Below are 12,158 nucleotides of genomic sequence, written 5' to 3'. Positions count from 1 at the left end.
TGCCTGAGAGCCCACTCATGTCCGCCTGCCAGACTCCTATCATCGTCGCCCTGGATTTCCCCACCCGTGACGCCGCACTGAAGCTGGCCGATCAGTTGGACCCGAAGCTGTGCCGGGTCAAAGTCGGTAAAGAACTGTTCACCAGCTGCGCTTCGGAAATCGTTGGCACCCTGCGTGACAAAGGGTTCGAAGTGTTCCTGGACCTCAAGTTCCATGACATCCCGAACACCACCGCCATGGCCGTCAAGGCGGCTGCGGAGATGGGCGTGTGGATGGTCAATGTGCACTGCTCCGGTGGTTTGCGCATGATGGCCGCGTGCCGCGAAGTGCTTGACCAGCGCACCGGTCCGAAACCACTGCTGATCGGCGTGACCGTGCTGACCAGCATGGAGCGTGAAGACCTGGCGGGTATCGGTCTGGATATCGAGCCGCAGGAGCAAGTGTTGCGCCTGGCCGCGTTGGCGGAAAAAGCCGGGATGGACGGTCTGGTGTGCTCGGCCCTGGAAGCCCATGCCCTGAAATCGGCGCACCCATCGCTGCAACTGGTCACTCCGGGGATTCGTCCAGCGGGAAGCGCCCAGGACGACCAGCGCCGCATTCTGACGCCGCGTCAGGCGCTGGATGCCGGTTCCGATTATCTGGTGATCGGCCGTCCGATCAGCCAGGCGGCGGATCCGGCCAAGGCTTTGGCAGCCGTAGTCGCCGAACTGGCCTGATCAAACACTGAAAATTCAAATGTGGGAGCGAGCCTGCTCGCGAAGACGGAGTTTCAGCCGACATCAATGTTGACTGATACACCGCTTTCGCGAGCAGGCTCGCTCCCACATTGGTTTTGTGGTCATTTCAAATATCGGGTTAAACCTTCAACACCAACTTCCCGAAATTCTCGCCGCTGAACAATTTCATCAGCGTCTCCGGGAACGTCTCCAGTCCTTCAACAATATCTTCCTTGCTCTTGAGCTGCCCCTTGGCCATCCAGCCGGCCATTTCCTGTCCGGCGGCGGCGAACTGCGCGGCATAGTCCATCACCACAAAACCTTCCATCCGCGCACGGTTGACCAGCAGCGACAGGTAGTTGGCCGGGCCTTTGACCGCTTCCTTGTTGTTGTACTGGCTGATGGCGCCACAGATCACCACCCGCGCCTTCGTGGCCAGGCGACTCAACACCGCGTCGAGGATATCGCCGCCGACGTTATCGAAATACACATCGACGCCTTTCGGACACTCGCGCTTGAGGCCGGCCTGGACGTCTTCGTTTTTGTAATCGATGGCACCGTCAAAACCCAGTTCGTCGATCAGGAACTGGCACTTGTCTGCGCCCCCGGCAATGCCGACTACCCGGCAACCTTTGATCTTGGCGATCTGCCCGGCAATGCTGCCCACTGCACCGGCCGCGCCCGACAGCACCACGGTGTCGCCAGCCTTTGGCGCGCCGACATCGAGCAGGGCGAAATAGGCGGTCATCCCGGTCATGCCCAACGCCGACAGATAGCGCGGCAGAGGCGCCAGTTTCGGATCGACCTTGTAGAAACCTCGTGGCTCGCCGAGGAAGTAATCCTGCACACCCAGGGCACCATTAACGTAGTCCCCGACCGCGAAGCCCGGATTATTCGAGGCAACGACTTTGCCTACGCCCAATGCGCGCATCACTTCGCCGATACCGACCGGCGGGATGTAGGACTTGCCCTCGTTCATCCAGCCACGCATGGCCGGGTCCAGGGACAGGTATTCGTTTTTTACCAGGATCTGACCCGCAGCCGGTTCGCCGACCGGTACTTCTTGATAGGTGAAGGTCTCGCGGGTCGCCGCGCCCACCGGACGTTTGGCGAGCAGGAACTGGCGATTGGTCTGGGTAGTCATGACAGGCACTCAAGATGAATGAAGACTTGTTGATAGACCTTCATGATCGATGCCGCAAGTTTGGCTGATGCGGCGAATGCATATCGATCCAGTGCAGTGATAGTCGAACCGGCGGTTTTATCACTGCCACTCATGGGCGACCAACCGGCCTTCTGATAGTGCTGCCGCGCCGCAGGCCCTTGTGGCTAGATTGCGAACACGCGATCCCCCGCATCTTCTCTTTGAGGACATAACAATGAGCATGACGTTTTCTGGCCAGGTCGCCGTTGTAACGGGCGCCGCCAATGGCATTGGCCGCGCGACCGCCCAGGCATTCGCTGCTGAAGGCTTGAAAGTGGTAGTGGCCGATCTGGACGCGGCGGGTGGCGAGGGCACGGTAGAGCTGATTCGTACCGCTGGCGGTGAAGCCACCTTCGTGCGCTGCAACGTCACGCTGGAAAGCGATGTAAAAAATCTGATGGACGAGGTGGTCAAAACCTACGGCCGTCTCGACTATGCCTTCAACAATGCCGGCATCGAGATCGAGAAAGGCAAACTGGCCGAAGGCACGGTCGATGAGTTCGACGCGATCATGGGCGTCAACGTCAAAGGCGTCTGGTTGTGCATGAAGTACCAGTTGCCATTACTGCTGGCTCAGGGCGGCGGTGCAATCGTCAACACCGCATCGGTAGCCGGCCTCGGGGCTGCGCCGAAGATGAGTATTTACGCGGCGTCGAAACATGCGGTGATCGGCCTGACCAAATCGGCGGCCATCGAATACGCCAAGAAAAAGATTCGGGTGAACGCGGTGTGTCCGGCAGTGATCGACACCGACATGTTCCGCCGTGCCTATGAAGCTGACCCGAAGAAAGGCGAGTTCGCCAATGCCATGCACCCCGTCGGGCGCATCGGCAAGGTCGAGGAAATTGCCAGCGCGGTGCTGTACCTGTGCAGCGACGGCGCAGAGTTCACCACGGGGCATTCACTGGCGGTGGACGGTGGCGTTACGGCGTTCTGAAACCAGGCACTGCAACGTAGGAAAAAAACCCGCATTTGTGCGGGTTTTTTTTCGGTTCCCTAAAGGGGTCGGCCAATGTGTTTCAAATGGTTAGAACCGAGGGTTTTGGCGGCGTTGTCGCACAGCTGATCGACCGCTCTTGTGATTAACTGTTTCCCGCAAAACGGACAGGAGTTTGCTTGCTCATGGAGTTGAGAATCGATCGACAGGCAATGGTGCCGGTCGTACAGCAAATCGTTGATGCGCTAGCCTGCTGGCTTCGCCGTGGCGAGATGCCGCCGGGGACGCGTTTGCCTTCCGTGCGGCAAATCGCCCGGATCAATTTGCTCAGTCAATCCAGCGTCGCTGAGGCCTGTGAGCGTCTGGTGGCTCAAGGGGTGCTGTCGTCGCGTCATGGCGCCGGTTTCATTGTCGCGATGCCAGCGCTGGCCGCTCAGGGGCAACAGGATTGCCGCTGGTTTGAGGGGGCAGAAGTGAAGCAGGGCGGCACCTCGGGCGAGCTCAAACTGGGGTGTGGCGGACTGCCCGAGAGCTGGCGTGAAACTGACGACCTGAGCTACGCGATCCGTCAGGTCAGCCGCACCGATATGGCCGGCCTGTTCAACTACAGCACACCGCTGGGCCTGCCAGCCTTGCGCCAGCAGATCCACAAACGCCTGAAACATATGGATATCGTGGTGGAGGAAAACCGGATCCTGACAACGGCGGGGGCCAGTCAGGGGCTGGACCTGATCGTGCGGACCTTGTTCAAGCCAGGTGATTGCGTGGTAGTGGAAAATCCCGGTTATTCCTTGCTGTTCGACCTGCTCAGATTGCATGGGGTCAGCATGATCGAGGTGCCGCGAACCCCGCGCGGGCCGGACATTGAAGTGCTTGAGGCGCTGCTGGTTAAGTACAGGCCCTGCGGGATCTTCATCAATAGCTTCTATCACAATCCCACTGGCAGCAGCCTGGCGCCGGCGGTGGCGCAGCGGGTTCTGCAACTGGCCAAAACCTACGGCCTTCTGGTGATCGAAGACGACGTCTATGCGGATTTTCACAGCGGCCCCGGTACGCGCCTCGCTGCGTTGGGTATCGATGACAACGTGATCTACGTCGGCAGCTACTCCAAAACCCTCAGCAGCTCGTTGCGAGTCGGTTTTGTAGTGGCCGGCGTCGGGGTTATTTCGCGGCTGGCCGAAGTCAAGATGATCAGCAGCATGGGCGCTTCACGGTTTTGCGAGTCGGTGCTGGCAAGCCTTTTAGCCAGCGGTGCCTACCGCAAACTGGTCCAGCGCCAGCGCCAGCGTTTGAGCAATGACAGGGAGGCTGCGTTGCAAGTGCTTGAAGACGCCGAGTGGGAGGTGTTTGGCAAGCCCGTCGGTGGCTTGTTCATCTGGGCGAGATCGCGGATGTCCGACTACGCTCAGGTGCGCAAACAAGCCCAGCGCTTCGGTGTCCTGTTGTCTTCTGCGACGGCATTCAGTCCCACCGCAGAGGCCAGTGACTGGCAGCGTATCAATGTGGCCTATGCCTGTGATCCGCGAGCCCGGGCGTTTTTTCAGGCTACCGCTCGGGATCGACCTCAAGCGTTCTGAAAACGACGTGAGCGTAGCTTTTTGCCATTATTCCGACGCCAGAGACTTGTGTTGATACAGGCCCGTTGCGAATCTGCGTCAACAGACTATGTCAGGGGACTAAGTGCAATGATTTCGGCCGTGCAAGGACGTTTTGCCAACCTCGGTATGGCGAAAAAACTGGGTGTCGGGTTTGTACTGGTGCTGCTGTTGACTGCCTTGGTGGCGGCCATCGGCGTATGGTCCCTGCAAACCATCAGCCTGCGCTTTGACGGGCTCAAGCAGATGTCGTCGCTCAACAGCGGTTTGCTCAAGGTGAGACTGCTCGAGCAGGAATACGCCTTGCACGGCAACCCGAAAACCGCTGATGCGCTGCGCGAGGGCGTTGACGGCCTGATCGCTCTGGCAACCCAACTGAAAGCGGCGTCTACGGCCAACGTGCCGGTGATGAATGACGTCGAGCAGTCCCTGGGGGCTTACCGCAAGGCCTTCGACGAGTTCGTCTCGCTCAGCCAGGCCAAGGACCTGGCACTGGAGATGGCCAGTTGGTCGGTGTCCAGCGTGGCCAACAACCTCGACGTGCTGCAGGCCGGGCTGGCCGATGACGGCGCTTATAGCTTGAAGGAATCCGAAGGCAAGGACGGTGGGCAGTTCATCGAACAGGCCAATCAGGTCAGCCAGGTGTCGCGGTTGATGTTGCAAGCCTTGAACGAAGCGCGTGTGCGCCTGGACCTGAGCCGCAAGGGCGACGACAGCGCAGGGCAGGGCAAGATCGAGCAGGCCGACCAGGCACTGACCCAGGCCGAGCAGCTGAAAACCACGGTCAAGGATGAGGGTTACCAGACGGTCCTCAATGAAGTGGTCGGGCACATTGGTGGATTCAGCGAAAAACTCGCTGAGTACACCGGCCTGCTGGCGCAGGAAAAAACCGTTTATCAACAGCTGCATCAGCGCGCCACTCAGGTGGTGGAACGGGTGGATCAGGCCTATGTCGCCGAAGACCAATCGATGCAGGCGGAGCTGAAAAAGAACTCGCTGCTGATCATTGGTTCCTCGGCGCTGGCGCTGCTGGTCGGGCTGATTGCGGCCTGGGTGATTACCCGGTTGATCGTGGCACCGCTGCGCAGTGTGATCCGTGTTGCTCAACAGATTGCTTCTGGCGATTTGAGTGCGACGGTTGAAGTGACCCGTCGTGATGAGATCGGGCAGCTGATGCAGGCCATGCAGCAGATGGGCGCAGGGCTTAGCAGTATTGTCAGCGGTTTGCAGGCCGGTATCGAACAGTTGGCCAGTTCAGCGCAGTCACTGTCGGCGGTGACCGAGCAGACCAATCTTGAAGTCAGCAGCCAGAAGGAAGAAACCGAACAGGTTGCTACCGCGATGAATCAGATGACCGCCACTGTGCACGACGTTGCGCGTAATGCGGAGGAGGCCGCTCAGGCAGCGCAGACGGCGGACGGCAAGGTTGAAAGTGGTCAGCAGGTGGTGCGCCAGAGTATGGCGCGGATCGAACAGTTGGCGGATTCAGCCACCTCGGCCAGTTCGAGCATCGAAAGTTTGAGTGCGGAAATCCAGAACATCGGCACGGTGCTGAGCGTCATCAAGAGTGTCGCCGAGCAGACCAATCTGTTGGCCCTCAACGCCGCGATTGAGGCGGCTCGAGCCGGCGAGCAGGGCAGGGGTTTTGCGGTGGTGGCCGATGAAGTGCGGGCACTGGCCAAGCGTACTCAGCAATCGACCGAGGAGATTGAACGACTGGTGAGCGCCTTGCGTTCGGCGGCTCGGTCTTCTGTTCAGCAGATTCAGAACAGTGGCGAGCTGGTGAAGCTGGCGGTGAGTGATGCGTTGCAGACTGAGAGTGCGCTGGGGAGTATCGCAGCGGCAGTGTCTTTGATTCAGCAGATGAACCAGCAGATCGCAGCAGCTGCCGAGGAGCAGAGTTCAGTGGCTGAGGAGATTAATCGCAGTGTCACGAGTATTCGGGCCAGTGCGGATCAGTCTTCGTTGGCGATGCAGGGGAATGCGGCTTCCAGTATTGAGTTGGCGCAGTTGGGGGTTGAGTTGAAGGGGATGGTGGGGCACTTTCGGCTCTGAGGTGGGAGCTATGTTTTGTTGACTGAGTACATATCCGTTGCTGCGGTAACGGCCACTTAGGGTTTCGCCCTTACGGCGACTCACTTTTTTTACAAGCGCCTAAAAAAAGTAAGCAAAAAAACGCTCGCCCCGAGCGTCCGGCCCCTCGCTTAGGCTCGGCGTTCCTTCGTTCCGGTATCCATCCGGGGACACTGCCCTCCGGTCTGCTTCGCGACGACCTACATGCAGCGTGTTCGACTGCGTCGAACGGCGCTGCGCGCCACTCCCCGGATGCACACCTCCACTCAGCCTCCCGAAGGGGCGGGCAGATCAAGATCAAGAGCTGCAGGCGAGCTAACGCTCGGCCTGTTGAGTGGTGAGGGGCGAAAGGCGTACGCCGATCCCCTGTGGGAGCGAGCCTGCTCGCGATGGCGGCCTGATAGCCGATGGGTGTACACGCCAAACTCAACGCAAAAAAAAAGCCACCTGTTCAGGTGGCTTTTCTGCTTTTTGTGATCAGTCGTAGATCACTTTTTTCTTCCAGTCCGCATCGGCCTCGACGTCTTTGAGGCCTTCGGTCAGCTGATTCACTTCGCCTTCTACCGGGGCGATGTTGTCCATGACTTGTGCGTTGGCGCGAGCCAGGAGTTTTTCCAGGTATTCCAGTTGTTCGGCGTAGACCTGGGGGTCCTGTTGTTTGCGCAGGTATTGCACGCCGCGTTCGAATGCCAGGCGGGCCTGGCCGGGCTGGTTCTGTTGCAGGGCGTGCTGGCCAAGGTTGTTGAAGAACTCGATGTGCAGCAGGACCAGGATGTGGCGAACTTCGCGGATCCAGCGTTTGGCTTCGTTGGTTGGCAGGAAGCCGTCCTGTGCGGCACGAGTGATTTGGCCGTGCAGGGCTTCGAGCAGGAAGCGTACGTCTTTGGCTTTAGCTTCGGTCTGGATCGGTGCTGGCGGGTTGTTGACCGGGATCGATTCGCCTTGGCCAACCAGGGCGCTCAGTTCGCCAATCCGTGCCTTGAGGTTGGAGCTGGTTTTTTCCAGATGGAGCAGGCGTTGGCAGACGTTCAATTCCAGACGGGTCAACAGCAGCTTGAGTGCCGGTGTCATCAATTGGCCGGGAAAGGTCTCGGTGATTTCGCCGCAACGACGCAGACGATCGTTGAGCTCAACTTTGGCGCGGGCCTTTTCCAGCTTATTGTTTTCCACCACATGGTTCATGTAGCCAATGGCGATCAATAGTGCGATCCCGGCTACGACTAGCAGGGTGATCATGAGTGGTGTCACCGGTAAGACCTCTTTATGGGGTTCGCGTGCGAGTGTAGTGGCTTGGCATTGGGACGCATAGCGCCACTCAGCGAGTTGAATCGGCTACTGCACTGCCTGTATCGGCCGCGTTCCTGCTTATATAAGTAATAGCGTGCGAGGTGCACATTGCCATCATCTTTGGCGTGGGTGGACTATAACGTCTTGGCGGGTGTCAGAATATAGGCGTCAAACGCCGGGCGACGGAAAAGCCCGATTAGTGTCTGAAAGCGGGGCGAAGTCATTGATTTAAATAAATTTATATCTGGGGGTTGACGCCCCCTCAATCCATCCATAGAATGCGCGCCACTTACAGCGTAAAGCACACAGCGAAACGCGGTAGGGAGTGAATGTTGTACGTGTGTCCCCTTCGTCTAGTGGCCTAGGACACCGCCCTTTCACGGCGGTAACAGGGGTTCGAGTCCCCTAGGGGACGCCATATGCGGGAATAGCTCAGTTGGTAGAGCACGACCTTGCCAAGGTCGGGGTCGCGAGTTCGAGTCTCGTTTCCCGCTCCAATTTTAAACAGCGTTGCTTTCGGGCAGGGCTGAGTGAAACCAGAACCGGTATCTTCGGATACGGATTTGGGCACTGAAATACACACCATGTGTTTCAGTTAGCGTGTCCCCTTCGTCTAGTGGCCTAGGACACCGCCCTTTCACGGCGGTAACAGGGGTTCGAGTCCCCTAGGGGACGCCATTTGCGGGAATAGCTCAGTTGGTAGAGCACGACCTTGCCAAGGTCGGGGTCGCGAGTTCGAGTCTCGTTTCCCGCTCCATATTTAACAAAACCGCCGCTCAGCAATGAGCGGCGTTTTTGTTTGTGCGTCTTTCATGAAAAAACAAAAAAAGGACCTCCGGGTCCTTCTTTGTTTGTGTTGCATTCAAGACGATCAAAGAATCGGACCCGCCAAAATAGCGGGTCCGAATAGGGCGTCAGAGTTTCGGCAACTGCCCAATGCGCCCCATCATCTCGGTCACGATCTGAAGATCCAGCAGGAACTGGTCGACAGTCTTGAACTCGTTGTCAGTGTGGCCGGTGTATTTGACTTCGGGCCTGGCCAGGCCGAACTGCACGCCGTTGGGCAGCTCATGGACCGAGGTGGCGCCAGCGGAGGAACCGAATTTGTGTTCCATGCCCAGGTTTTCAGTGGACACGGCCAGCAGGGCCTTGACCCATTCGCCCTCGGGGTTGCGGTACATCGGCTCGGCGATTGAGTAGTCGAAGGTCGCCGTAACGTGAGTTCTCTCGCTCCAGGCGCCAATCTTTTGAGCAATTTTTGCCTTGAGCGCTTCCGGGGACTCACCTTTCGGCACCCGCAGGTTGACCGCGAGCTTGAAGACTTTGTCATCCATCGCGACATAGGTCAGGGAAGTGGTAAGCGGTCCCATGAAGGCATCGGAAAAGCCGACCGCCAATTTGCCACCCAGGTAGTCCAGCCCCCAGTTGTCGGCGGCGTAGCGAGCAGCATCGGTAATGTGGTTGTGCTTGAGTGCAACTTTTCCGTCGAGGCTGTGGATGAGGTCCAGCATCCTGGATACCGGGTTAACGCCTGACTCGGGCTCGGAGGAGTGGGCCGAAACGCCGGTGACCGTCAGCTTGACGTCCTTGCCGACGACCTTGGCGGTTACCTCGAAATTGCCGCCGTTGCGCTTGGCATAATCGCTACCGGCCTTCTGCAGGCTGGCGGCTAACTTGGCAGGCTTGTCACTCAAAAGGGTGACGACCGATGTCGACGGAATCTGGTTGGTGGCCATGCCGCCCGTCATCGATATGATTTCAGCGCCCTTGCCCTCTGCCTTGCGCTTGGCGAAGTTCGCCATGACAGTGCCGTAGCCTTTCTCGGCAATCACAACCGGGTAGCCACCATCCAGCGCCAGGTTGTAGTTGGGTGTCGGATTGTTTTCGAAGTAATAGGGGATGGCGTCGCCGGTGGTTTCTTCGGTGGTGTCGACCAGCAGCTTGAAATTCCTGGCCAGCGGCAGCTTCTCTTCCTTGATGACCTTCATGGCATAGAGCGACACCACGATGCCGTTCTTGTCATCCTCGGTGCCCCGGCCATACAGGCGGTCGCCGATCAGAGTGACCTTGAACGGATCAAGTCGGGTGCCGTCTTTCAGGACCCAGTTCTCCGGCGTCACGGGCACCACGTCGGCATGCGCGTGAATGCCCACGACTTCATCGCCGCTGCCTTCCAGGGAGATCTCATAGACGCGATTGTCGATGTTTCGAAAGTTCAGGTTGAAGGCTTGGGCAAGGCTCTTGATCTTGTCGGCGATCTTGATGAATTCGGGATTGTCGTGCTGGGCCACACCGTCCACGCGGAAGGTCGGGATTGCCACCAGCTCGCGCAGAGTCTCGGTGGCGGCGCTGCCGTACTTCACGCGTGCATAGAGGCCGAGCAGGCGATGGATCTCGTTCTGCTGTTCTGAAGAAAGGGTCTTGTTGTCGAGAAAGGCACTGATAGCCGGGCCGAGGTCGTCGGTTTTGCCAAGGTCGCTTTTGGCCAGGCCTCCCAGGAACTGCCTGAAATCCGTTACCGATGCATCGCTGAAGGTCTTGAGGATTGCCGCGCTCTGTTGCGGGGTGATGTTAGCGTGCGCTGTCAGGGTGAACGACGAAAGGCTGGCCAGTATCAGGGTCGACGCGGCCAGGTGCTTGAGTGAGAAATTCATTGCTGGGGGCATTCCTTTGCAGGCGTGTGTGAGAAGTTTCTGATCGATGGGACAAGAAAACGTTCCCAAGCTAACACCCCGAGTGAGCAGTACGGGAGTCCCTGAAGTGAGATCTGTCGCACAGAAATGTAAAAGCGACGCAGAAACGAAAAAGGCCCGCCAGTCGACTGAGCGGGCCTTTTGCGTGGGCGCAGGTTTTACATCGATAGAATCAGGCGCCCCGCGAACAGGATCAGAATCACCCCCATGGAGCGTTCGAACCAGTGCCCCATGCGCATAAACAGCAGCCGTACCCGGGCACTGGAAAAGAACAGCGCGACGATCACAAACCACAGCGCATTCACAAAACACATCCAGATTCCGTAAAGCGCCTGGATCTTTAGTGGCGTTGTGGCGCTGATGATGGTGGTGAAGATCGCCAGGAAAAACAGTGTGGCTTTCGGGTTGGTCGCGTTGGTCAGGAAACCGGTGGTAAATGCCTTCAGCAACGTTTGTTCTACGACCGGTTCGTCAGGCTTATCGCCTTCCAGTACGGTCTTGGGCTTGCTGCGCAACAGGCTGACACCGAGGTACAAAATGTAAGCGCCACCCACAACCTTGGCCACCGTCAGCAGCCAAGGCGTTGTGTGCATCAGCGCGCCGACGCCGAGCAAGGTGTAAAGCACATGCACCGAAATGCCCGCGCCGATGCCCAGTGCCGTACAAATCCCGACCAGTCGGCCGAAACGCACGCTCTGACGGATGGTCACTGCGAAGTCCGGTCCGGGTGCAACCACGGCCAGAAAGTGAATAGTCGCCAGCGCCAGAAACTCGCCCAGGTAATTCGAAAGCATCTCAACTCCAGAAAGTAAGGGGTGAAGCATTGCCGCGATAGCCGACAAAGAACGAAAGGCTCAAGCGCGGATCAGCCACACCCGGTGTCACCGAGTGCATGCAGCGCGAATTGAACATGATGAAATCACCCGGTTCGGGAAGAATCTCCAGGGTCGGAGTCCCGAGCAGAGCCGGATCGATTCCGTAACTGTCGCCACGCATTTCGTCGAACTGGTCCGGGGAGATGTCGTGGTCCCACATCTGCAGTGCACCGCCTTCGGCGGGCATGTTCAGGTAAACATTGCAGGCGAACTGCGCTTCCAGGCTTTTGGCCTGGTAACTGTCCGGGGCGTCCTTGGCGAAAATGTCGTGGTGGGCCAGAAAACAGATCCCGGGTTTCACCACCCGGGACAGTCCGACATACATCTTGCGACCGTACAGATTTTCCAGGTGCGCACCCGCCGGCCAGGACTCGTCGAGCATGCAGCGCAGGGTGTCGACGGGGGACGAATAGGGCGCACACCGGTTGCGCAATTCCGCAATGTTGCGGGTGGCGCGATCGAAATAATCTTCGATCAGCAGCGGCTGGTTTTCCGCTTCATAAAACGCCATGCCGATGCGACCGATGCTCGGCGCATTGATATAGCCTTCGAAGCCCGGGGCGAGGATCTTGTCGCCAATCTGAATCGCCAGCGGCTTGGGCAACAAGCCTTTGACGCGGATGGCGAGCACTTCTTCGTTGGCCAGCTTTTTTATGCACGTCTCATCGAGACGCTCGACGTCAAGCATCATGTCTTAGGTCCATCTATCAGATAGTCAACAGAACCCGCGACCGCAGGTTCCCCCGGCGTCAGGCGATGACAGGAACGGCATCGCCCA

The 12,158-nt window shown here is 58.4% G+C and carries 10 protein-coding genes, 4 tRNA genes and 1 pseudogene; 9 read left to right on the top strand and 6 right to left on the bottom strand.

Annotated elements, in window-relative coordinates:
* Nucleotides 1–17 precede the first annotated feature (17 nt).
* Nucleotides 18–716, top strand: coding sequence for an orotidine-5'-phosphate decarboxylase (gene pyrF, locus JFU47_RS09935; RefSeq protein WP_161990885.1), 699 nt, complete (start codon nt 18–20; stop codon nt 714–716).
* A gap of 139 nt (nt 717–855) precedes the next feature.
* Here pyrF and JFU47_RS09930 read toward each other — a convergent pair whose 3' ends face one another.
* Together JFU47_RS09930 and JFU47_RS09925 are read right to left on the bottom strand one after the other, a co-directional pair.
* A complete protein-coding gene (locus tag JFU47_RS09930; RefSeq protein WP_201182718.1) occupies nt 856–1,860 on the bottom strand; it encodes an NADP-dependent oxidoreductase in 1,005 nt (334 codons plus the stop codon).
* A complete protein-coding gene (locus tag JFU47_RS09925; protein WP_161600319.1) occupies nt 1,857–1,994 on the bottom strand; it encodes a hypothetical protein in 138 nt (45 codons plus the stop codon). The genes JFU47_RS09930 and JFU47_RS09925 overlap by 4 nt, the downstream gene beginning before the upstream one ends.
* 101 nt (nt 1,995–2,095) lie before the next feature.
* Here JFU47_RS09925 and JFU47_RS09920 point away from each other — a divergent pair, with 101 nt between their 5' ends.
* The 4 genes and pseudogenes from JFU47_RS09920 to JFU47_RS33555 all read left to right on the top strand — a co-directional run bounded on the left by JFU47_RS09920 (nt 2,096) and on the right by JFU47_RS33555 (nt 6,507).
* A complete protein-coding gene (locus JFU47_RS09920; protein WP_201182716.1) occupies nt 2,096–2,857 on the top strand; it encodes an SDR family oxidoreductase in 762 nt (253 codons plus the stop codon).
* A gap of 185 nt (nt 2,858–3,042) precedes the next feature.
* On the top strand, nt 3,043–4,434 hold the full coding sequence (locus tag JFU47_RS09915) for an aminotransferase-like domain-containing protein (protein WP_201182714.1): 1,392 nt from the start codon (nt 3,043–3,045) through the stop codon (nt 4,432–4,434).
* A gap of 108 nt (nt 4,435–4,542) precedes the next feature.
* Nucleotides 4,543–5,646, top strand: a pseudogene (locus JFU47_RS33560) (HAMP domain-containing protein); the annotation flags it as partial.
* Nucleotides 5,626–6,507, top strand: coding sequence for a methyl-accepting chemotaxis protein (locus JFU47_RS33555; RefSeq protein WP_446739636.1), 882 nt, complete (start codon nt 5,626–5,628; stop codon nt 6,505–6,507). The pseudogene JFU47_RS33560 and the gene JFU47_RS33555, both read left to right, overlap by 21 nt.
* Nucleotides 6,508–7,002: 495 nt before the next feature.
* On the opposite strand, the gene JFU47_RS09905 is transcribed toward JFU47_RS33555, so the two are convergent.
* Nucleotides 7,003–7,761: a hypothetical protein gene (locus JFU47_RS09905; RefSeq protein ID WP_185049184.1), complete on the bottom strand. Its 759-nt coding sequence runs from the start codon at nt 7,759–7,761 to the stop codon at nt 7,003–7,005.
* Nucleotides 7,762–8,154: 393 nt separating this feature from the next.
* Here JFU47_RS09905 and JFU47_RS09900 point away from each other — a divergent pair.
* The 4 genes from JFU47_RS09900 (at nt 8,155) to JFU47_RS09885 (ending at nt 8,569) form a co-directional block, all read left to right on the top strand.
* Nucleotides 8,155–8,230 (top strand) — tRNA-Glu (locus JFU47_RS09900).
* 3 nt (nt 8,231–8,233) lie between these two features.
* Nucleotides 8,234–8,309: transfer RNA gene (locus JFU47_RS09895), tRNA-Gly, on the top strand.
* Nucleotides 8,310–8,414: 105 nt separating this feature from the next.
* Nucleotides 8,415–8,490, top strand: a tRNA-Glu gene (locus JFU47_RS09890).
* A 3-nt stretch (nt 8,491–8,493) separates the two neighbouring features.
* Nucleotides 8,494–8,569, top strand: a tRNA-Gly gene (locus JFU47_RS09885).
* A 157-nt stretch (nt 8,570–8,726) separates the two neighbouring features.
* Here the strand turns inward: JFU47_RS09885 and JFU47_RS09880 are convergent.
* The 3 genes from JFU47_RS09880 to JFU47_RS09870 all read right to left on the bottom strand — a co-directional run bounded on the left by JFU47_RS09880 (nt 8,727) and on the right by JFU47_RS09870 (nt 12,071).
* Nucleotides 8,727–10,466: a dipeptidase gene (locus JFU47_RS09880; RefSeq protein WP_201182710.1), complete on the bottom strand. Its 1,740-nt coding sequence runs from the start codon at nt 10,464–10,466 to the stop codon at nt 8,727–8,729.
* 197 nt (nt 10,467–10,663) lie between these two features.
* Nucleotides 10,664–11,299, bottom strand: a complete 636-nt coding sequence (locus tag JFU47_RS09875) for a LysE family translocator (protein ID WP_201182708.1) — start codon at nt 11,297–11,299, stop codon at nt 10,664–10,666.
* A gap of 1 nt (nt 11,300) precedes the next feature.
* Complete coding sequence (locus JFU47_RS09870) at nt 11,301–12,071, bottom strand: 2OG-Fe(II) oxygenase (protein ID WP_201182706.1); 771 nt, start codon at nt 12,069–12,071, stop codon at nt 11,301–11,303.
* Between the last annotated feature and the right edge of the window lie 87 nt (nt 12,072–12,158).

Source organism: Pseudomonas sp. TH39(2020) (assembly GCF_016650715.1).
GTDB classification, from domain to species: Bacteria; Pseudomonadota; Gammaproteobacteria; order Pseudomonadales; family Pseudomonadaceae; genus Aquipseudomonas; species Aquipseudomonas mandelii_C.
Note: the sequence above shows the minus strand (reverse complement) of the source record. Positions and strands in the feature narration are given on the sequence as shown.

Coding starts and splice junctions, on each gene's coding strand:
- JFU47_RS09880 (WP_201182710.1), bottom strand. CDS start 10,466: ATGAATTTCTCACTCAAGCACCTGGCCGCGTCGACCCTGATACTGGCC.
- JFU47_RS09930 (WP_201182718.1), bottom strand. CDS start 1,860: ATGACTACCCAGACCAATCGCCAGTTCCTGCTCGCCAAACGTCCGGTG.
- JFU47_RS33555 (WP_446739636.1), top strand. CDS start 5,626: ATGCAGGCCATGCAGCAGATGGGCGCAGGGCTTAGCAGTATTGTCAGC.
- JFU47_RS09925 (WP_161600319.1), bottom strand. CDS start 1,994: ATGAGTGGCAGTGATAAAACCGCCGGTTCGACTATCACTGCACTGGAT.
- JFU47_RS09920 (WP_201182716.1), top strand. CDS start 2,096: ATGAGCATGACGTTTTCTGGCCAGGTCGCCGTTGTAACGGGCGCCGCC.
- JFU47_RS09915 (WP_201182714.1), top strand. CDS start 3,043: ATGGAGTTGAGAATCGATCGACAGGCAATGGTGCCGGTCGTACAGCAA.
- JFU47_RS09905 (WP_185049184.1), bottom strand. CDS start 7,761: ATGATCACCCTGCTAGTCGTAGCCGGGATCGCACTATTGATCGCCATT.
- JFU47_RS09875 (WP_201182708.1), bottom strand. CDS start 11,299: ATGCTTTCGAATTACCTGGGCGAGTTTCTGGCGCTGGCGACTATTCAC.
- JFU47_RS09870 (WP_201182706.1), bottom strand. CDS start 12,071: ATGATGCTTGACGTCGAGCGTCTCGATGAGACGTGCATAAAAAAGCTG.
- pyrF (WP_161990885.1), top strand. CDS start 18: ATGTCCGCCTGCCAGACTCCTATCATCGTCGCCCTGGATTTCCCCACC.